Origin of the sequence: Cupriavidus sp. CuC1 (assembly GCF_044627735.1) — a bacterium.
Classification (GTDB): Bacteria; Pseudomonadota; Gammaproteobacteria; order Burkholderiales; family Burkholderiaceae; genus Cupriavidus; species Cupriavidus ulmosensis.
Map to the genome: position 1 here is coordinate 15,593 of NZ_JBIUHC010000021.1, position 18,616 is coordinate 34,208.

General features: G+C 64.7%; 14 protein-coding genes. 11 read left to right on the top strand and 3 right to left on the bottom strand.

Annotated features, from left to right (window positions below; genetic code table 11):
* Position 1: 1 nt before the first annotated feature.
* The 9 genes from ACGLHR_RS11805 to ACGLHR_RS11845 all read left to right on the top strand — a co-directional run bounded on the left by ACGLHR_RS11805 (position 2) and on the right by ACGLHR_RS11845 (position 14,112).
* Positions 2–2,062 (top strand): hypothetical protein, encoded by a 2,061-nt coding sequence (locus ACGLHR_RS11805; protein WP_400093973.1) that lies wholly within the window; start codon positions 2–4, stop codon positions 2,060–2,062.
* A gap of 61 nt (positions 2,063–2,123) precedes the next feature.
* Positions 2,124–2,717 carry a hypothetical protein gene (locus ACGLHR_RS11810; protein ID WP_400093974.1) on the top strand — a complete coding sequence of 198 codons (594 nt, stop codon included), beginning with the start codon at positions 2,124–2,126 and terminating at the stop codon, positions 2,715–2,717.
* Positions 2,717–4,933 (top strand): transglycosylase SLT domain-containing protein, encoded by a 2,217-nt coding sequence (locus ACGLHR_RS11815; protein ID WP_400093975.1) that lies wholly within the window; start codon positions 2,717–2,719, stop codon positions 4,931–4,933. The genes ACGLHR_RS11810 and ACGLHR_RS11815 overlap by 1 nt, the downstream gene beginning before the upstream one ends.
* Positions 4,934–10,813, top strand: a complete 5,880-nt coding sequence (locus ACGLHR_RS11820; RefSeq protein ID WP_400093977.1) for a hypothetical protein — start codon at positions 4,934–4,936, stop codon at positions 10,811–10,813.
* Positions 10,814–10,882: 69 nt separating this feature from the next.
* Entirely contained in the window at positions 10,883–12,769 is a 1,887-nt protein-coding gene (locus ACGLHR_RS11825; protein WP_400093978.1) for a hypothetical protein, read from the top strand.
* Between the two features lie 2 nt (positions 12,770–12,771).
* Positions 12,772–12,969, top strand: coding sequence for a hypothetical protein (locus tag ACGLHR_RS11830; RefSeq protein ID WP_400093979.1), 198 nt, complete (start codon positions 12,772–12,774; stop codon positions 12,967–12,969).
* A 44-nt stretch (positions 12,970–13,013) separates the two neighbouring features.
* On the top strand, positions 13,014–13,190 hold the full coding sequence (locus ACGLHR_RS11835) for a hypothetical protein (protein WP_400093980.1): 177 nt from the start codon (positions 13,014–13,016) through the stop codon (positions 13,188–13,190).
* An 11-nt stretch (positions 13,191–13,201) separates the two neighbouring features.
* Positions 13,202–13,678, top strand: a complete 477-nt coding sequence (locus ACGLHR_RS11840) for a hypothetical protein (RefSeq protein ID WP_400093981.1) — start codon at positions 13,202–13,204, stop codon at positions 13,676–13,678.
* Positions 13,675–14,112 carry a lysozyme gene (locus tag ACGLHR_RS11845; RefSeq protein ID WP_400093982.1) on the top strand — a complete coding sequence of 146 codons (438 nt, stop codon included), beginning with the start codon at positions 13,675–13,677 and terminating at the stop codon, positions 14,110–14,112. The genes ACGLHR_RS11840 and ACGLHR_RS11845 overlap by 4 nt, the downstream gene beginning before the upstream one ends.
* Positions 14,113–14,115: 3 nt before the next feature.
* Here ACGLHR_RS11845 and ACGLHR_RS11850 read toward each other — a convergent pair whose 3' ends face one another.
* On the bottom strand, positions 14,116–14,481 hold the full coding sequence (locus ACGLHR_RS11850; RefSeq protein WP_400093984.1) for a hypothetical protein: 366 nt from the start codon (positions 14,479–14,481) through the stop codon (positions 14,116–14,118).
* 747 nt (positions 14,482–15,228) lie between these two features.
* Between ACGLHR_RS11850 and ACGLHR_RS11855 the strand changes: the two genes are divergently transcribed.
* Positions 15,229–15,609 carry a DUF5594 family protein gene (locus ACGLHR_RS11855; protein WP_318231374.1) on the top strand — a complete coding sequence of 127 codons (381 nt, stop codon included), beginning with the start codon at positions 15,229–15,231 and terminating at the stop codon, positions 15,607–15,609.
* A 15-nt stretch (positions 15,610–15,624) separates the two neighbouring features.
* On the opposite strand, the gene ACGLHR_RS11860 is transcribed toward ACGLHR_RS11855, so the two are convergent.
* On the bottom strand, positions 15,625–16,437 hold the full coding sequence (locus ACGLHR_RS11860; protein WP_400093986.1) for an IclR family transcriptional regulator: 813 nt from the start codon (positions 16,435–16,437) through the stop codon (positions 15,625–15,627).
* A complete protein-coding gene (locus ACGLHR_RS11865) occupies positions 16,437–17,219 on the bottom strand; it encodes an IclR family transcriptional regulator (protein ID WP_400093987.1) in 783 nt (260 codons plus the stop codon). Before ACGLHR_RS11865 ends, ACGLHR_RS11860 begins: the two co-directional genes overlap by 1 nt.
* 205 nt (positions 17,220–17,424) lie before the next feature.
* Here ACGLHR_RS11865 and ACGLHR_RS11870 point away from each other — a divergent pair, with 205 nt between their 5' ends.
* Positions 17,425–18,588: an acyl-CoA dehydrogenase family protein gene (locus ACGLHR_RS11870; RefSeq protein WP_400093988.1), complete on the top strand. Its 1,164-nt coding sequence runs from the start codon at positions 17,425–17,427 to the stop codon at positions 18,586–18,588.
* Positions 18,589–18,616 lie beyond the last annotated feature (28 nt).

Here is an 18,616-nt window from a genome sequence, read left to right on the forward strand (position 1 = left end):
TATGGCAAACGTGCGTACCCTAGAACGGTCGTTTGCTGGCGGCGAGGTCACGCCGGAATTTTTTGGCCGCATCGATGACGTGAAGTTCCAGACGGGCGCGGCAAAAATGCGCAACTTCCTTGCGTTGCCCCACGGGCCGGCCGCGAACCGACCCGGCTTCGGTTTCGTGCGCGAAGTGAAGGACTCGACACAGAAGACGCGCATCATCCCGTTCGTCTACTCGACCACGCAGACCATGGTCATCGAGGTGGGTGCGGGCTATTTCCGCTTCCACACCCAGGGCGCTACCCTGATGAATGGTGGCGTGCCGTACGAGATCACGAACACTTTCGCCGCGGCGGACCTGTTCGATATCCACTATGTGCAGTCGGCGGACGTGCTGACCCTGGTGCACCCGAACTACCCGCCGCAGGAACTGCGCCGGCTTGGCGCGCTGAACTGGACGCTGACATCGATCACCTTCACGCCGACCATTACGGCACCGACGGGCGTCGCGTCAGTGGCGACGCAGGCCACCAGCCCGTCGAACCTGCGCGATTATTCCTATGTAGTGACCGCCATCGGCAGCAACGGCAAGGACGAGTCGCTCGCGTCGACGTCGGCCTTGACCGCGCCGCAGAACAACCTGCTGCAGACAGGCGCCTACAACACCATCACGTGGGCTGCGGTGTCGGGGGCGGTGCGGTACAACGTCTACCTGCAGCGAAACGGTCTCTATGGCTACATCGGCCAGACCGATGGCCTGACGTTCAAGGACGACAACATCACGCCGGACTTGTCCAAGACGCCGCCGCTGCAGTACAACCCGTTCCCGGGCGTTGGCGCCTACCCGGGCGCGGTGAGCTACTTCGAGCAGCGTCGATGCTTCGCCGGCACGCTCAACAGTCCACAGAACATCTGGATGACCAAGAGCGGCACCGAGTCGAACATGGCGTACTCGCTGCCGACTCGTGACGATGACTCGATCAATATCCGTGTCTCGGCGCGGGAGGCGAACACCATCCGCCATCTGGTGCCACTCTCGAACCTGGTGCTGCTGACCAGCTCAGCCGAGTGGCGCATGACCAGCATCAACACGGATGCGATCACCCCGAGTTCGGTCAGCGTGCGGCCGCAGTCCTATATCGGCGCGAACAACGTGCAGCCGATCATCGTCAACAACAACCTGCTCTATGCCGCCGCGAGGGGCGGCCACGTGCGCGAGATGGCCTACGCCTGGCAGGCCAACGGCTATATCACGGGCGACTTGTCGCTGCGCGCGCCGCACCTGTTCGACGGGCAGAACATCGTCGACATGGCCTATGCCAAGTCCCCGCAGCCGATTTGCTGGTTCGTCTCGGACTCCGGCAAGCTCCTCGGCCTGACCTACGTGCCGGAGCAGCAAGTCGGTGCGTGGCACTGGCACGACACCGACGGCGCTTTCGAGTCGGTGGCTGTCGTGGCAGAGGGCAACGAGGACGTGCTCTATGCCGTAATCAGCCGCACGATCGGCGGCGTCCAGAAGCGCTACGTTGAGCGCATGGCGTCGCGACGCTTCGCCACCCAGGCGGATGCGTTCTTCGTCGATGCAGGCCTGACCTATTCCGGCGCCGCGGCTACCGTCATCAGCGGGCTGTCGCACCTGGAAGGGAAGACGGTCAGCATCCTGGGCGATGGCTCGGTGTTCCCACAAGCCGTGGTGACCGGCGGCCAGGTCACGCTGGCATTCGCCGCGAGCAAGGTGCAGATCGGCCTGCCGATCACCGCCGACCTCCAGACGCTGCCGCTGGCGATGCAGATCGACAATGGTTTCGGCCAGGGTCGCGCCAAGAACGTGAATAAGGCGTGGCTGCGCGTCTACAACTCGGGTGGCATCTCGATCGGGCCCGACGCCAACACACTCGTGCCCGCCAAGCAGCGCACGACCGAACCCTATGGGACCGCGACCGCGCTCAAGACCGATGAAATTCCGGACATGCTCACGCCGACCTGGGCGGCGGCCGGCCAGATCTTCGTGCGGCAATCTGATCCGCTACCCCTGACCATCGTGTCACTCACGCTGGAGGTGGCGATCGGCGGGTAGTGGTGCACTTATCCCGGCGCCAGCCCGGTACCTTCCGGGCAATACACTGAAAGGGTAGAGCATGGCTTTCTCCGCTCTCGCATTCCAAGGCGCCGGCGCCGGCATGAGTACCGTCGGCAGCTACTTCTCCTCGCAGACGCAAAAGGCTGCGCTCGGCACGCAAGCCGACGCAGCCGACATCAACGCACGCATGGCCGAGTCCAGCGCGCAATCGGCGCTATACCAGGGACAGCAGCAGGAGATTGCCGCGCGGATGAGAACCGCGCAGCTCAAGAGCACGCAGCGCACCGCGATGGCGGCCAATGGCGTGGACCTGGGCAGCGGCAGCGCGGTCAACGTGCTCACGTCCACTGACACGATGGGCGAGATCGACGCGAACACCATCGCGGCCAATGCCGCGCGGGCGGCGTTCGGCTACAGGACCCAGGCGACCAATTTCCAGAACGATGCGCTCATGAAGCGGGCAACCGCCAGCGGCATCAGCCCGATCGCTTCCGCCACCAGCACGCTGCTGAGCAGCGCCGGCCAGGTAGCCAGTTCGTGGTACACCATGAACAAGGCCGGGGCGTTCGCAGACCCCGACGTCGCAGCGGCCAATAAGACCAGCGATCCTATTTACACCCTCGGCGGCCGCAAAGGCTGGTGGAGCCAGTAATGCCGCGCGTACCCACATATGACACCCTGCAGGCCACGCCGACTGTTCAGCCTAACGTGCGCGTCGACGCGCCGCAGATGCAGGACGTGGCGGGGCAGCAGGCCCAGCAGATGGGTCAGGGGCTCATGCGCGCCGGCGACGCGGCCGGGCGCGTCGCGCTCGACATGCAGAACGAGGCAAACCAGCTGCGGGTGATCGATGCCACATCGGCCGCTCGCGAGAAGCTGTACGATCTCATGTATAAGCCCGAGACCGGCCTGCTGCAGCAGAAAGGCTGGAATGCCTTGCAGCGCGACAGCGGCAAGGATCTGGCCACCGAGTACAGCGAGAAGTTCCAGGAAGTCGCCTCGGGCATCGCCGATACGCTCGGCAACGACGAGCAGCGGCGCTTGTTCTCGCAGCAGACGATGCAGCTCCAGGCGCAGCTGCACGGCACCGCCACGCAGCATATGGGCAGCGAATACCGAACCTATCAGGGCGGTGTGATGGATGCCGAGATCAAGAGCCAGCAGAACGCGATCGGCCTGCTTGGCGCGACCGACCCCGGCCAGATCAACCCGGCCACCGGCAAGTCGCGCATCGAGGAATCGGCGCAATCCATTTTCACCGCGGCGCGCGCCAAGGCGCGACTGGCCGGCTTGCCGCAGGCACTGGCTGATACCCAGGCGCTGGACGCTGTGAGCGGTGCGCACAAGCTCGCCGTCGATGGCCTGATCGAGTCCGGCAAGTACGAGCAGGCGTCCGCGTACCGGGAGCGGTACAAGGACCAGTTCAACGCGCACGACCTGCTTGACGTGGCGCAGAAGATCGATAACGTGGCGAACCTCAAGCAGGGCTATGCCGCAGTCGACAGGACGTTTTCCACTGTTGCGCCGCAGCTGAACCCGTCCAGCTTCGACCGGGCATTCAATATCGCCGTGGGCACGGAGTCTGGCGGCCGGCAATTCGGCGCCGACGGCAAGCCGCTGACCAGCCCGAAGGGCGCCATCGGGATCGCCCAGGTCATGCCGGACACAGCCCCCGAGGCTGCCAAGCTGGCCGGCCTACCGTGGGACGAGAACCGGTACAAGAACGATCCGGACTACAACAAGGAGCTCGGTCGCGCCTATTTCCAGAAGCAGGTGCAGGACTTTGGCGGCAACTTGGCGCAGGCCTACGCCGCCTACAATGCCGGGCCCGGTGCCGCGCGCGACGCACTGGCTAAGGCCAAGAAGGACGGCGGCGATTGGCTGGCGAACCTGCCCGTCGAGACCCAGGCCTATGTGCACAAGAACATGGCCGCGGTCGCCGCTGGGGCTGGCGCGCCCAAGATGCCGACACAGGAAGAGCTGCAGCAGCAGGTGCTGGCTCAGATGCCGCCCGACACGAACCCCAAGGTACGCAAGGCCGTCGAGCAGGAAGTCGAACGCCGCTTCGCCATTGTCAAGCAAAGCAAGGAGCAGCTGGCTGGGCAGGCCGTGGACGACGCCATGACCTGGCTGCGCGCGAACGATTACAACTGGTCGGCCATGCCGGTCAGCCTGCAGTCGCGCGTGCCGTCCGACAAGATGGACAACCTGATGGATTACGCCGCCAAGGGGGCGAAGGGCATCCCAGTGCAGACGAACCTGTCGCTGTACCAGATCCTGTCGAGCGACGACTACCTGCGCAAGCTCACGCCGCAGCAGTTCGCGGAGACCCGGCAGCAGCTGTCGGATTCCGATTTCAAGAAGTTCGCGGACCGGCGCGACGCGCTCACCAATCCCAACGCGGCCAACGGGCCGAGCGAACTCAACACCCAGGCGATTGGCCGCGCCCTGGAGGATCGACTCGCCCTGATGGGCGTCGATACCAAACCGAAGCACACCGACACCGAAGCGCAGGCGCGGCTCGGCATGGTGCGCAAGATGGTAGACGACTGGGTGCTGAACGCGCAGCAAACCGTCGGCAAAAAACTGGGCGACGCCGAGACGACGAGGGCCATCGACGATCTGTTCCGCCAGTCGGTTACGCTACGCAGCACGTTCATGGGCATGGCCGGTGACGCGAAGACGCAGCCGCTGCTGTCGCTCAGCAAGGCCAGCGACATCCCGGACGAGGCGCGCAAGGCCATCGAAAGCCAGTTCAAGGCGCGGGGCATCACCCCGAGCGATGCCGACATGGTCGGTGCGTTTATCCGGGGCAAGCTCTCCATCCGCCAGAACACCGCCCGCAACGGGGCAACCGGGAACTACTAAATGCCTGACCAATTCGACGCCGCCGCCGCGGTGGACGGCTTCCTGGCCGATCAGACCGCTAGCCAGCTCAAGACCAGCATGGCCCTGTCGGCGCAGGAGAAACCCGACTTCGTGGCCGAATCGCGCCGGCTGTCGCAGACCCTGGGCCTGCCGCCGCAAACCGTGGCCAGTGACATCGAGAGTGCGAAGCAGCGCGCCACCGTCGAGACGTTCGACGCCGCGGCGTACGCGCGCGACTTCCCGCAGGCAGCCAAGTTCATGGCCGACCCGCAGAACGCAGCCGTGGCTCACGATGATACGCAGAACCTTGGCGCACTGGACAGCACGCTGAGCGCCATCGGCGCCGCTGCTCGCTACATGGTCAGCGCCGACGATAAGGGCGGCCTGCTGCGCGACATCTGGGCGGGCGTGCACGGTGCGAACCGTGGTGCCGCTGGTGTGTTCCAGGCCGGCGCCGAACTGGCCGCGCCACTGCTCGACCCACTGGCCGGCACGATCCTGCCTGAGAACCCGTTGCGGCGCGCCGCGGCCTCGTTTGCCGGCATGGGCGCATACTCCGGTCAGTCCATGAAGGAACTGAGCCCGCCCAGCAACAGCGTCATTGGCGGCGGGGTGTCGAGCGGGGTGCAGTCGCTCACGCAGAACATGCTGACCCTGCCGCTGGCCTTCTTCCCGGGCGGGCAGGCCGCCGCGCTCGCCGGCATGGCTGGTGGTCAGGGCGGGCAGTCCTATCAGGACGCGCGGGAGAAGGGCTTGCCGATGCAGACGGCGCTGCCGTTCGCGGCGTCGCAGGCGGCCATCGAGTACGCCACGGAGAAGATCCCGATGCAGCGGCTGCTCGGGGATCTTGCCAGCAACGCCACGCTGCGCCAGACGCTGGTGCACCAGATCGCCAGCGAGGTGCCAGGCGAACAGATCGCCACCGTGCTGCAGGACGCGAACGAGTGGGCCATTCTTCACCCCGAGAAGTCTTTCAAGGACTATCTGGCGGACCGTCCGGCCGCCGCGGCGCAGACCCTGATCGCCACGGTCATCGGCGTGGGCGGCAACGTGGCCGTCATGCGCACCATCGATGGTGTGGTCAATGCTGACGCCAAGCAGCAACAGGCCGCCCAGCAGGCGGAGCGCAGCGCCCAGGCGCTGTCCGCGCTCGACCAGCTTGCCGCGGCTTCCAAGCTGCGCGAACGCGCACCCGACACCTTCGAGCAGTTCGTCGCCCAGGCCACGCAGGACGGGCCGGTGCCCGACGTCTATATTGATGCCAAGGTGCTGGCACAGTCCGGCGTGGCCGAGCAGGTGGCAGCCGTGTCGCCGGCGGTGGCTGAGCAGTTCCAGACCGCGCTCGATACGGGCAGTGACATCCGAATCCCGGTGGCCGACTTCGCCACAAACATCGCGGGCACCGAGTACGCGCAGGGGCTGCTCGACCACCTGAAGACCGACCCTAATGGCATGAGCCGCGTCGAGGCGCAGGAATACATGCAGTCCCACGCCGAGCAGCTGCAGCAGGACGTGGAGAAGGCACTGGCCGAGAAGCAGGGCGACGACACGTTCAAGGCATCCGCCGAGGCGGTGAAGGCCGAGGTGCGCAGCCAGCTCGAGCAGGCGGGTCGCTTCACCGCCCCGGTGAATGATGCCTACGCCTCGATGGTAGGCAACTTCTACGCCGTGATGGCGGCGCGCCTGGGGCTCACACCCCAGGATATGTTTGCGCGCTACCCGCTGCAGGTGGCGGCGCAGCGCATTGCCGGCGGTCAGCAGTTGGATCAGGGTCAGCGCGGCGCGTTCAACCCGGCCACCAACACCATCACGCTGCTCAAGAATGCCGACCTGAGCACCTTTCTGCACGAGACCGGGCATTTCTCCCTTGAGGTGCTGACCGACCTCGCTGCTCGGCAGGACACACCGCAGCCGGTCAGGGACGATGCGGCCGCGCTGATGAAGTGGTTCGGCCTGCGCGACCTCGACGAGTGGCACGCACTGGACTTCGAAGAAAAACGCAGCCACCACGAGCAATTCGCCCGCGGCTTCGAGGCTTACCTGTTCGAGGGCAAGGCCCCCAGCATCGAGATGCAGGGCCTGTTCCAGCGCTTTCGCGCATGGCTGCTCAACGTCTACAAGGAGCTCAAGGCTCTGAACGTGGAGCTCACCGACGAGGTGCGCGGCGTGATGGATCGCATGCTCGCCTCGACCGAGGAGATCAAGCTGGCCGAGCAGGGCCGATCCATGATGCCGCTGTTCACGTCCCCCGACCAGGTCGGGATGACGCCGGAGGAGTTTGCCGCCTACCAGGCGCTGGGCGTGGACGCAACGAACGATGCGATTCAGGATCTCCAGGCGCGCGGCCTGCGCGATATGCAGTGGATCCACAATGCCCGGGGGCGCGAGATCGCACGCCTCAAGAAGGAATCCGCCGCCCGCCGGGCGGAAGTCCAGATGGATGTCCGGCGCGAGGTGATGAGCCAGCCGGTCTATCGCGCCTGGCAGTTCCTCACCGAGAAGCCGAAGAAGGTCGCCGGCGAGCAGACGCCGGAGCAGGCAGCGCACAAGAGCGCGATGGTCGAGTGGGAGAAGCAGCGCACCGAGGCCGGCGACGTGGCGCGCGAGAAGGCGAAGCGCGACGCCTGGGAGAACGCCGCCGAGTCCAAGGCGGACTATCCCAATGGGCAGGCGCGTGGCATGGCCAAGGGCCAGTTCCTCGCCCGCATGAAGAAGGACATCGACCTGACCGTGGCGCGCGCGCTGCTAGACTGGGAGCGCGCCAACCTGAAGCCGGAGCGCCCGGCGACCCAGGTCGAGGAGTCCCCGGATGCGCAGCACTACGGCAAGCTTGACCTCGATGCGGTGCGCAGCCTGGGCATTCCGGCCGAGATCACCGACCACATCAAGACCCTGCGCATGACCGGCAAGGAGGGTCTGCACCCGGACGTAGTGGCGGAACTGTTCGGCTTCACCTCCGGCGATGAACTGGTGCGTACGCTGGCCGCCGCGCCGACCCCGAAGGACGAAATCAATGCGCTGACCGACGTGCGCATGCTCGAGCAATACGGGGACCTGGCCGACGCACAGGCCATCGAGCGCGCCGCCGACCGTGCCATCCACAACGATGCGCGTGCCCGCCTGGTGGCGACCGAGGCGAATGCCCTGGCGAAAGCCACCGGCAAGCCGAAGCTGCTCGCCACCGCTGCGCGCGAGTATGCGCGGGCCATCATCGACCGCCTCAAGCTGCGCGATATTCGGCCCGGCCAGTACGCCGCTGCCGAGGCGCGCGCGGCGAAGGCGTCTGACAAGGCCATGAGCGCCAAGGACCTCGACACGGCGGCGGCTGAGAAGCGCAACCAGTTGGTCAATAACTACGCCGCCCGGGCGGCCTACGCCGCACAGGAGGAGGTCGAAAAGGGCCTGCGCTACCTCAAGAAGTTCGACAGCGAGGGCGTGCGCAAGAGCCTGGACGCCGACTATATCGAGCAAATCGACGCGTTACGCGACCGGTACGACCTGCGCCAGCAGTCCAACAAGGCCGCCGACCGTGGGGTCAGCCTGCGCACCTGGGTGCAATCGCGCCTCAATGCCGGCGAGATCCCGGACATTGCCGAGTCGCTGCTGAGCCCGCGTGAACGCGCCGCGTACCTGGCCGAGACGCAGAGCCGCGACGAGGACGGCGACCTTGTCTATGCCGACGACGAGGATCGACTCAAGCTGCTGGCCGAGGCCATCGACCGTAGCGCGAAGCGCCCGTACAAGGACCTTACCGTCGAGGAGTTTCGCGGCTTGGTCGAGACCATCAAGAACGTCGAGCACCTCGGGCGACTCAAGCACACGCTGCTGACCGCGCGCGACAACCAGACCTATGAGGCCGTGCGCGACGAGATCGCCGCCGGCATCAACGCGGATGCCAAAAAGGGCGGCAAGAACACCCGCACGGCAAACGACTGGCTGGGCCAGAAGCTGCAGGCTATCAAGCAGTTCGGCGCCGCCCACATCAAGGTGGCCACCTGGGCGCAGATTATGGACGGCGGCAAGGACAACGGCCCGGTGTGGCGCTACATCGTCCGGCCCGCCAATGAGCGCGCGTCGCGCGAGACGACCATGCGCGCCGACGCCACGGCGGCACTGGACGCCATCCTGAGGCCGGTGCTGGCGAAGGTGGCGGCGACCGACAAGCTTGGCAAGGGCAAGTTTTTCCCGACCATCGGTGACTCGCTGAATTGGCAAGAGCGGTTCGCCATCGCCCTGAACGTCGGCAACGAGTCGAACATGCAGCGCCTGCTAGGCGGCAAGGGTTGGACGATGGGCCAGATCAAGCCCGTGCTCGATACTCTGACCACGGCAGAATGGCAGGCCGCGCAGGCGATTTGGGACCACTTCGAGAGTTATCGCCCGCAGATCGCCGAGAAGGAAAAGCGGGTGTCCGGCAAGGAACCCGAGTGGATCCGCGCGCGCCCGATCAGCGTGCAGACCGCCGACGGGCAGGTGCTTACGCTGCGCGGCGGCTACTACCCGGTGGTCTTTGACCCTCGCGTGAACATGAAGGCGTCGCAGCACAGCGCGGCCGAGGAAGCCAAGAATCTGCTCAAGTCGGCATACTCGGCCGCCACCACGCGGCGCAGTTTCACCAAGTCGCGGGTCGATGAGGTGTCCGGCCGCCCGCTGCTGCTCAACCTGCAGGGCCTGTATTCCGGCGTCAATGACGTCATCCACGATCTGGCCTGGCACGAGTGGGTTATTGATGCCAACCGGCTGCTGCGCTCCAAGAGCATTGACTCCGCCATCCGCGAGCACTACGGTCCCGAGGTCAAGCGCGAGTTCGAGAAGTGGCGCGACGACATCGTGGCCGGCACGCGCCGGCTTGACCACGCTATCGAGCGCGCTGCCGGATGGGCGCGCCAGAGTGTGAGCGCATCGGCCCTGACGTTCAACGTGGTCAGCGCGGCGATGCAGCCGCTCGGCCTGTCCAACTCCATCGTGCGCATCGGCGCCACATGGGTCGGCAAAGGCTTGGCGCGCTATGTCGCCTCGCCTATCGAGTCGACGCGCGAGGCGCAGGCCAAGTCGGAATGGCTGACGAACAGGACGCGCACGCGCTTTCGCGAACTTAACGAACTGCGCAACCAGGTTCAGGGGCAGACCGCAGCCAAGGAACTCCTGGGCCGGTACGGCTACTGGATGATGATGCGCGCCCAGATGATGGTCGATGTGCCCACCTGGTGGGGCGGCTACGAGAAGGCGATCGCCGAGGGGCACAACGAGGATACCGCCATCGCGCTGGCTGACCAGGCAGTGAAGGATTCGCAGGGCGGCGGCGAGGAGGTGGACCAGTCTGGCGTCGAGCGCGGCGGCCCGCTAGTCAAGTTGTTCACCGCCTTCTATGGATTCATGGGCACCACGCTGAACACTGGCTATCGGGACGCCAAGACCGAGGCCAGCAAGGCGAAGATCGGCGTCAACATGCTGCTGCTCTACAGCGTGCCGGCCGTGCTCGGTGCGATCCTGAAGGACGCGCTCACCCCCGGCGGCGGGGGCGACGATCCGGAGAAGCTGGCCAAGAAGCTCATTGCCGAGCAGCTCTCGTTCCTGATGGGCATGGTGGCATTCGGTCGCGAGTTCGACCAGGCCGGAAAGGCGCTGCTGGGTGAAGACAAGGGGCGTGGCTACAGCGGTCCGGCCGGCCTGCGCGTTGTGGTCGATTCTTACAAGATGGCGCAGCAAACGCACCAGGGCGAGTTCGACGACGGTTTCCGCAAGGCCTTCGTCAACCTGCTGGGCGACCTGGCCGGCCTGCCGGCGGTGCAGATCAATCGCACCATCACGGGGGCGCAAGCGCTCTCGGAGGGTAAGACAGCCAACCCGGCCGCACTGGTTTTCGGCTTCCAGAAGTAGTAACCCACGGGTGCACTTACCCGCGCTCCTATCGCACACCATTCCGGCAGTGCAATAGGAGCGTTTCGCATGACCATCAACTCCGCAACGCGCAAAGCCGGCCCGTTCCTGGGAGATGGTGCGACGACCGGCTTTCCGTTCGCCTTCAAAGTGTTTGCCAAAGGCGACGTCCAGGTGACGTTGACGAATACATCCGGGGTTGAATCGACCCTGGTGCTGGATTCTGACTATAGCGTCGCGATCAACGCAGATCAGACTGTGAGCCCGGGTGGCTCAATCACATACCCGAAGGCCGGTAGCCCAATGGCGGCCGGCTACAAGCTCACCGTCACGGGCGCCCTGCAGAATCTGCAACCGACCAGTCTTCCGAACAACGGCCCGTGGTACCCGAAGACAGTGGAAGATGCTTTCGACCGCGCTGTGATCCTGATCCAGCAGTTGGGAGAAAAGGTGGGGCGGGCTGTCCAGTTCCCGATTTCCGACTTGGTTCCGCCCAGCGTGGTCCTGCCTTCGGCTCCCGGACGGGCGAACAATGCGCTCGGATTTGATGCGAACGGAAACCCAATAGCGCTTCCTTTGACGATCGGTTCCGTCACCTCCCCAGTCGTCGCAAACCTCGTGCTGCTACGCGCAGTGGTGAAAGGATCCGCAGTATCGGTCTTTGCTACCGGTTACTACACCGCTGGTGATGGTGGCGGCGGCCCCTACTACTACGACCCGACCGACACGACCAGCGTCGACAACGGGGGCACGATCATCGTTGCAACGGATGGTGGTCGGTGGAAACTCCAACTTCAAGGGGCTACACCTACGGTTTCGCAGTTCGGGGCGAAAGGCATTGGCGCTGCGTTTGATGACACTTCGGCGTTTAGCGCAGCAGCGGCGTCAGTCGGCGCGAATGGCCAGGTGCGCGTACCGAAAGGAACCTGGAATCTCACGTCGAACCCGACCCCGGCCGTTACCTGGATCGTCGAAGCCGGCGCGACGTTTGTCGGCTCAGGCGCTCTCTGCGTGCCGCTGAACTACCCATCAACAGGCCGCGTGGTCAAACTCGGCGCAGGTGGCACATACGGGCACGCTACCAAGATTGGTGCCCAATCCGCATGGCTGGAAGCTATTCGCGTCAATACCGAAGCGAACGCCGATCTGGTGGTTCTTTCGTCTATCGGTCAAGGCGGTATTCTGGGTGGCTCGCAGACGATTGACTTTGCCACGCCTGGCTCGATGGGCTGTATCGGCGTGATCGGGTTCGGCATCAACAACAACACTGATCAGACGAAGATCCAAACCGCGTACGCGGGGTACTTCGAGGCACGCCGCTTCATCAACGGCGCGAACAACGCCGGGTCTGCACAGGGCGTTGAGATTGATATTGCAAACTTCGGCTCGCTAGTAACGCAGACGCCGCTATCCCCCAACAATACGGGGATCAGCGAAGGGTTCCGTATTGCATCTGGCGCGGGTGCGGCGGGAGCTGTGAAGGCTTCTGCCGCGATGACGATTATCAACAACGGGGCGAACTTCGATAAAGGCATCATTTTCCAGAGCACCGCGCTCGATACGACCAGCGGCGAAGGAAAAGCCATCGAGTTGTTCAAGGCTCACGGCATCGTCTGGTACAGCAGCGGTGGCAGCGTGGTCGCACGCATGCGCAGCGATGCGCAGAATGCCGCGCTTGGAATCGTGTTTACCGACTCTAATGTCCTACTTCAGACGATGGCAGGCGCAAACCTGTTTTCGTTTGATACCTCCGGAAACTTCGGCTTGATCGGCGCGGGCGCTGTCATCAAGAACGGCGGCCTTCAAGTCATTGGTGCGCGGCAAACCGGGTGGGGGGTAGCTTCTAACGGCAGCAAGGCCGCGTTCAACGGCTCTACCGCAACCCTCGCACAGACATCGGCAGCACTCGCGCAGCTGATCGCAGACCTGACTACACACGGACTTATCGGAGCCTAACGATGGAAAAGCTCACCTTTGAATTTACCGGCGCCGAAATGGCAGTCATCAACGAGGGGTTGATGCAAGTCCCTTATGGAAAGGCCGCCCCTGTGGTCAATGGCATTAATGCGCAGATCCAGGCGGCATTCAATAAGCGAAAGGATGAAGAGGCGCCGAGCGGTGCAACCCCTCCGCCTGATGAGGGCCGCGGCGACTGAGGCATCGCAGCGTACGCATAGCAAACAAATACCAGGGTCCCCATATGCCAGAAGATTTCAAACAGAACGCAGCGTTCAAAGATGCCGTCAAGGAGGGCATCGCCGAATGGCTGAATCAGCAGTTCGCCGCCTTCGGGCGATGGACCTTTTACGGACTGCTCTCGCTGGCAATGGGGGGCCTTGTGTACTTCGCCCTGGTCGGGCTTGGCTGGAAGAAATAGGAGCCGCAATCATGATCCTCTCCATCATTTCCCTGCTCGGCGGCGGCCTACTCCGTCTGCTGCCCGAGGTCTTCGCGTTCCTGAACAAACGCACCGACAACGATCACGAGCTCGCCATGATGGACAAGCAACTCGCGCTCGAACAACAGCGTGGTGCAAACCACCAGGCCGAGGTCGAGCTGCAGACCAGTAGCGAGCAGATTGTCCACATGCTCGATGCTCAGGCCGAGGCGCTCAAGGCCCAGATGCAGATCACGGGGATCAAGTTCGTCGACGCGCTCAACTTCCTGGTGCGACCGATCACCACCTATTACATGCTGGCGCTGTACGGTCTCGCCAAGTGGGCGATGTTCATGGTGGCGTACAAGTCCGGTCTGAATAGCTGGGACGCCATCCTGAAGATCTATGGCCCTGACGACGCCGCGATGCTGTCCGGCATCCTGGGCTTCTGGTTCGTCGGCCGCTGCTTCGAGAAAGGCCGCAAGTGAAAGCCGCCCTCGAGTTGCTGGTCACCCTCATCATGCGGTTCGAGGGCTGCCGGCTGACTGCCTATCAGGACGTGGCCGGGATCTGGACCATCGGCTACGGCGAGACGCTCGGGGTCAAGGAGGGCATGGTCTGGACCCAGGCGCAGGCTGAATCGGTGCTGCGTATGCGCGTCGCGCAGTTTCTGCTGGGGGTCTACCACCGTGCTCCCATGCTCTGGCTGGAGCCGCCGGAGCGCGCCGCGGCGTGTGGCAGCCTAGCGTACAACATCGGCCTGGGCGCCTTCAACGCCAGCACGGTGAAGCGGAAGACCAACGACGGGGAGTGGCAGGCCGCTGCCAATGCGTTCCTGCTCTGGAACAAGGCTGGCGGCCGGGTCGTCAATGGGCTGACCATTCGCCGCCGGGCCGAGCGCGGCGTCTACCTATCGGCCTGACCGTCAACCCTTCCAGGCGATAGGTGCGGTGGCAGAACAGGACGTGACACCGCTAAACCCGTTCCGGCCAATCGAGAGCTTTATCCGTTGCTCGTTCACCTGCTCGATCTGGCGACCCTTCCGTTGTGCCACGTCGTGCGCCACGCTGGTGAGCGCAGCCTTACATGCCGTGGCCACCGCGGCGGATTCGGGGATGAACTGGTACCGGCCGTAGTTGACGGTGAGCGCAAAGCCGCCCGGGGTATCCTCGACCGCATACTCGGTGTCCCGGTCGAAGGGCGTCATCGGCTTGTCGGTGTATGCCATCGGCGTGGTGCATGCGGCCAGGCTGGAAAGGGCGAGGCCCGCAACGAGTGTTCTTACCAGCATTGTGTTCTCCCGGTCATTTTGACGCTATCGTACCGCAGCCCTTGGGTGCTGTGCGCGCCCCGTCAAGACGTGGGTCATAAGCTTTTCGTAAACCTAGTGTAAACAGGCACTTACGCAAAGGAGACTAGGAAACCTATGACCCGGGTTCCCGCTTGTAAGTTGTTGATTTATAAGCGGGAAATACCTTTTTCGACGGTGGGTTAATAGCCTATCCGGGGTTCGAATCCCCGTCTCTCCGCCAGAACAACGGAAAAAGCCCTTGATACTCAAGGGCTTTTTCTATTTCCGGGGCAGGTTTCAGGGGCACTACATCGGGGCACCACATCGGGGCACCACGTAGGGGCCACCACGTGCATCTGGAGTCCTGGCATCAGGTGGGCTCCCCATGCATAGAAAAAGCACCTGTCGCAGGTGCTTTTTTAATCTCCCACGGTTGAGGGGGAGGGGACCGAACCGGGTCGGCAAACTCATTGGGATCCGGTTCGGACTTGCAAGCCTAATCGGCTTGCTTGATCTCACTGCCATGTTGGCCAGAGGATCATCTGCCGCTTACCTTCGCTTTGCTACTGCGTGTCTCAGTCGGCAGATCTTCAGTATAGGTCGGCGCACGGCGGGGTCAACCTGAGTTTTATGGCGGGCCTTCGTGCTTGTGAGTTCTGGCGCACGTGGCGATCCGCGAGCATTCCCGAGGCCGTCGCGGCGAACGCGCCGTGCTACGATCGATAAAAAATCGGGATGAGACATTCAGTGAGCCAAGACATTGCAGCGCGCTTCAATGCGGAGTTGGCCCCGCGCATCGCCCAGACGATCACGGATTTGTTCAAGGGCCGCATTCAGGTCGCGGTGGTGCCGGACGAGAGGCCTGGCCGGGCGGCGCGCGTCCACCTTTGCGGCGAACCGTTCGATGAGCCGCGGCGGTTCGCGCAGCAGTTGAACGTCTACCTGTCGTGGGACGGGCTTGAGGTGGAAGCGCTGTTCGCTGCCGGTGGCGCGGAAAAATTCGAGCACTATCTCGCTGCCCTTCCGGGCAAGATGCGCGCGTGGCAAACGCCCCGGCAGATCGATTTCGGGACGCGCTCGCAGGCGGACCCTACCGTGCTGCTTGGCGGGCTGGATTTCGAGCATTGAGCTGCTCCCGCCTTCTCACCGCATCCCCAGCAGCCTCTCCACGTTTCGCGCCAGGTCCAGCAACTGCGGGGCGACTTCCCGCTCGCGCGCGGCGAATGGCCCGGCCGGTGCCGATACCCCGCAGTTAAAGATCATCCATTGCGAGTCCACTGGCCGGAACAGCGGCACGGCAAAGCCATAGACATCGCTGCGCCATTCGCCACGGTTCACGCAGTAGCCCTTGGCCTCGAAATCCTGCCGCAGGCGGGGGAACTGCGGCTGGAAGGCCAGGAAGGCATCCGGGTCCTGCAGGCGCAGGCGATTGAGCACGCTGTCGCGCTCTTCGGCGGGCGCCTTGCATAGCCAGGCCTTGCCGATGGCGGTGGTGAGCATGGGCAGCGCGGCGCCGATGTCCGGTGTGACGACGAGGCTGTCGGTGGAGCGGGCGGTCTCCACATAGATCATCTGCGTGCGGTCGCGCATGCCTAGCGACACCGCGCCGCCGACGCGATCGGCGAGTTCTTTCATCAATGGCCGGGCAATCTGGCGGATATGCATGCTGGCCAGCAGCGGATAGCCGAGCGAGAGCACGGGCGCGCCAAGCCGATACTTGGCCTGCGTGGCGTCGCGGCGCAGGTAGCCGAGCACGGTCAGCGTGTGCGTGAGCCTGGCCACGGCCGACCGGGACTGGCCGGTGCGTTGTGCAAAATCCTTGTTGCCGAGCAGGGATTCGCCAGGACGGTAGGCCAGCAGGATATCGATGCCGTGCGCGAGCGTGGTGGCGAACTGGCGGTCGCCGGTGTCGCGCTCGTTGGCCACGGGCGTGCCGCGCGAAGGCGTCGATGCCATCACGCGATCCCCAACGCGGTCTCCACGCGCCGCACCATCCGCAGCAGCCTGGGACCCATTTCGCGTTCGAGCTTTCGTGGCGTCATCCTGGCGCTTGGCGCCCCGCAATTGAAGACCAGTATCTCGCCGTCGATCTCGGCACGCATCGGCACGGCCACGGCATGCACGTCGCGCTGCCATTCCCCGCGCGACTGGCAGAAGCCGAGCGTGGCGAAATCGTGCGCCGCGGCTTCCAGCGCGGCGGCGTGCGCGTGCCATTGCCCGGCATCGCTGGCGCGCAGCGCAGCCAGCACCGGATCGCGCTCGCCGGGCGGCGCCTGGCAGAGCCAGGCGCGTCCGATGGCGGTGGGGAGCATGGGCAGCGAGGCGCCGATATCGGGCCGGAAGGCGATGGCGTCGTGCCCGCGGCTGGTTTCCACGTAGACCATTTGCAGCCGGTCGCGCAGGCCCAGCGAGACCGAGCCGCCCACTTCGTCGGCGAGCTGCTTCATCAGCGGGCGCGCGAGCTGCCTGACCTTGAGGCTGGCCAACAGCGGGTAGCCAAGCGAGAGCGCGGTGGAGCCCAGCCGGTAGCGGCGCAGCTCGGTGTCGTAGAGCAACAGCCCGCGCGCCGCCAGCGTGTACGTCAGGCGGCTGATGGTGGCCTTGGACAGCCCGGTGCGCGCAACCAGCTGCTTGTTGCTCATGACGGGCTCGCCTACGCGAAAGCACTGCAGCAGCGCCAGGCCGTGCGCCAGCGTGGTGGCGAAGGCGGGGTCCGGATGATGGGGGCGGGGCGGCATCGGGCGTGAGAGGAAGACAGTTCAAAGGCGGAGCATGGGCTGCGCCGCAGGGCCGGGATACGCATCCATCATAGCCATCGCCGGGCATTCCGGGCACGCCTCGCGTTCAAGATAGCGAAACATCGATCCGCTTTTCAGGCACTGCTTGCTAGGCTGGTTTCCACGCAGCCGATCCCGGCGGCACTTACCGGATGGAGCAAGACAGATGATCAGGGAACCGGACGCCTTTCAGGCCTTCCTGGCCGAATTGCGGCGTTTCGTGCGCGAGCGGCTGGTGCCGCGCGAGGCCGAGGTGGCCGCGCTCGATGCAATACCCGAAGCGCTGGTAAAGGAAATGGCCGAGCTGGGCTTGTTCGGTTTTTCGATTCCCGAGGCGTACGGCGGCGCCGGCATGACGACCGAGGAACTCGTGCTGGCGGCGCTGGAGTTGTCCCAGTGCTCGGTGGCCTTCCGCGCGCGGGTGGGCACCAATACCGGCATTGGCTCGGAAGCGCTGGTGGCGGATGGCACGCCCGAGCAGAAGCGCCGCTACCTGCCCTTGCTCGCCAGTGGCGAGCTGACCGGATCGTTCGCGCTGACCGAGCCGGAGGCCGGCTCGGATGCCACGGCGTTGACGACTTGCGCGCGGCGCGACGGCGACCACTATGTGCTCAACGGCACCAAGTGCTTCATCACCAACGCCCCCCTTGCTGGCTTGTTCACGGTCATGGCGCGCACCGATCCCGCGCGCAGCGGGGCCGCCGGCATCTCGGCATTCATCGTGGAGCGCGGCACGCCGGGCCTGACCACCGGGCAGCCGTATCGCAAGATGGGGCAAGAGGGCTCGCCGGTCTCGGCGGTGCACTTCAACGATTGCCGCGTGCCCGCCGCCAACCTGATCGGGGGCGAGGAAGGGCAGGGCTTTCGCACCGCGATGAAGGTGCTCAACAAGCAGCGCATCCACCTGGCCGCGCTGTGCACCGGGCCGGCCATCCGCATGCTGGATGAAGCGATCCGCTTCGTCACCGAGCGCAAGCAGTTCGGCCAGCCGCTGGCGGAATTCCAGCTGGTGCAGGCGATGATCGCCGATTGCCAGACCGAGATCTTTGCTGCGCGCGCGCTGATCATGGAGACAGCGCGCCAGCGCGATCGCGGTGAGGACGTGACCATGCAGGCCTCGATGTGCAAGTACTTCGCCTCCGAGATGTGCGGGCGCGTGGCGGATCGCTGCGTGCAGATGTTTGGCGGCTACGGCTATATCGCGGACTTCGGCATCGAGCGCTTCTATCGCGATGTGCGCCTGTTCCGCCTGTACGAAGGCACCAGCCAGATCCACCAGCTCAACATCGCCAAGCGCACGCTGGCGCAGGCGGCGGCCGGCAAGGCGTAGAGGCCAGCGGGCCATCAGAACGACACAG

What these genes read in the sequence shown, in the direction of transcription:
- ACGLHR_RS11860 (WP_400093986.1), bottom strand. Translation starts at nt 16,437, where the DNA reads ATGGCATCGACGCCTTCGCGCGGCACGCCCGTGGCCAACGAGCGCGAC.
- ACGLHR_RS11820 (WP_400093977.1), top strand. Translation starts at nt 4,934, where the DNA reads ATGCCTGACCAATTCGACGCCGCCGCCGCGGTGGACGGCTTCCTGGCC.
- ACGLHR_RS11815 (WP_400093975.1), top strand. Translation starts at nt 2,717, where the DNA reads ATGCCGCGCGTACCCACATATGACACCCTGCAGGCCACGCCGACTGTT.
- ACGLHR_RS11850 (WP_400093984.1), bottom strand. Translation starts at nt 14,481, where the DNA reads ATGCTGGTAAGAACACTCGTTGCGGGCCTCGCCCTTTCCAGCCTGGCC.
- ACGLHR_RS11825 (WP_400093978.1), top strand. Translation starts at nt 10,883, where the DNA reads ATGACCATCAACTCCGCAACGCGCAAAGCCGGCCCGTTCCTGGGAGAT.
- ACGLHR_RS11830 (WP_400093979.1), top strand. Translation starts at nt 12,772, where the DNA reads ATGGAAAAGCTCACCTTTGAATTTACCGGCGCCGAAATGGCAGTCATC.
- ACGLHR_RS11865 (WP_400093987.1), bottom strand. Translation starts at nt 17,219, where the DNA reads ATGCCGCCCCGCCCCCATCATCCGGACCCCGCCTTCGCCACCACGCTG.
- ACGLHR_RS11840 (WP_400093981.1), top strand. Translation starts at nt 13,202, where the DNA reads ATGATCCTCTCCATCATTTCCCTGCTCGGCGGCGGCCTACTCCGTCTG.
- ACGLHR_RS11835 (WP_400093980.1), top strand. Translation starts at nt 13,014, where the DNA reads ATGCCAGAAGATTTCAAACAGAACGCAGCGTTCAAAGATGCCGTCAAG.
- ACGLHR_RS11870 (WP_400093988.1), top strand. Translation starts at nt 17,425, where the DNA reads ATGATCAGGGAACCGGACGCCTTTCAGGCCTTCCTGGCCGAATTGCGG.
- ACGLHR_RS11805 (WP_400093973.1), top strand. Translation starts at nt 2, where the DNA reads ATGGCAAACGTGCGTACCCTAGAACGGTCGTTTGCTGGCGGCGAGGTC.
- ACGLHR_RS11810 (WP_400093974.1), top strand. Translation starts at nt 2,124, where the DNA reads ATGGCTTTCTCCGCTCTCGCATTCCAAGGCGCCGGCGCCGGCATGAGT.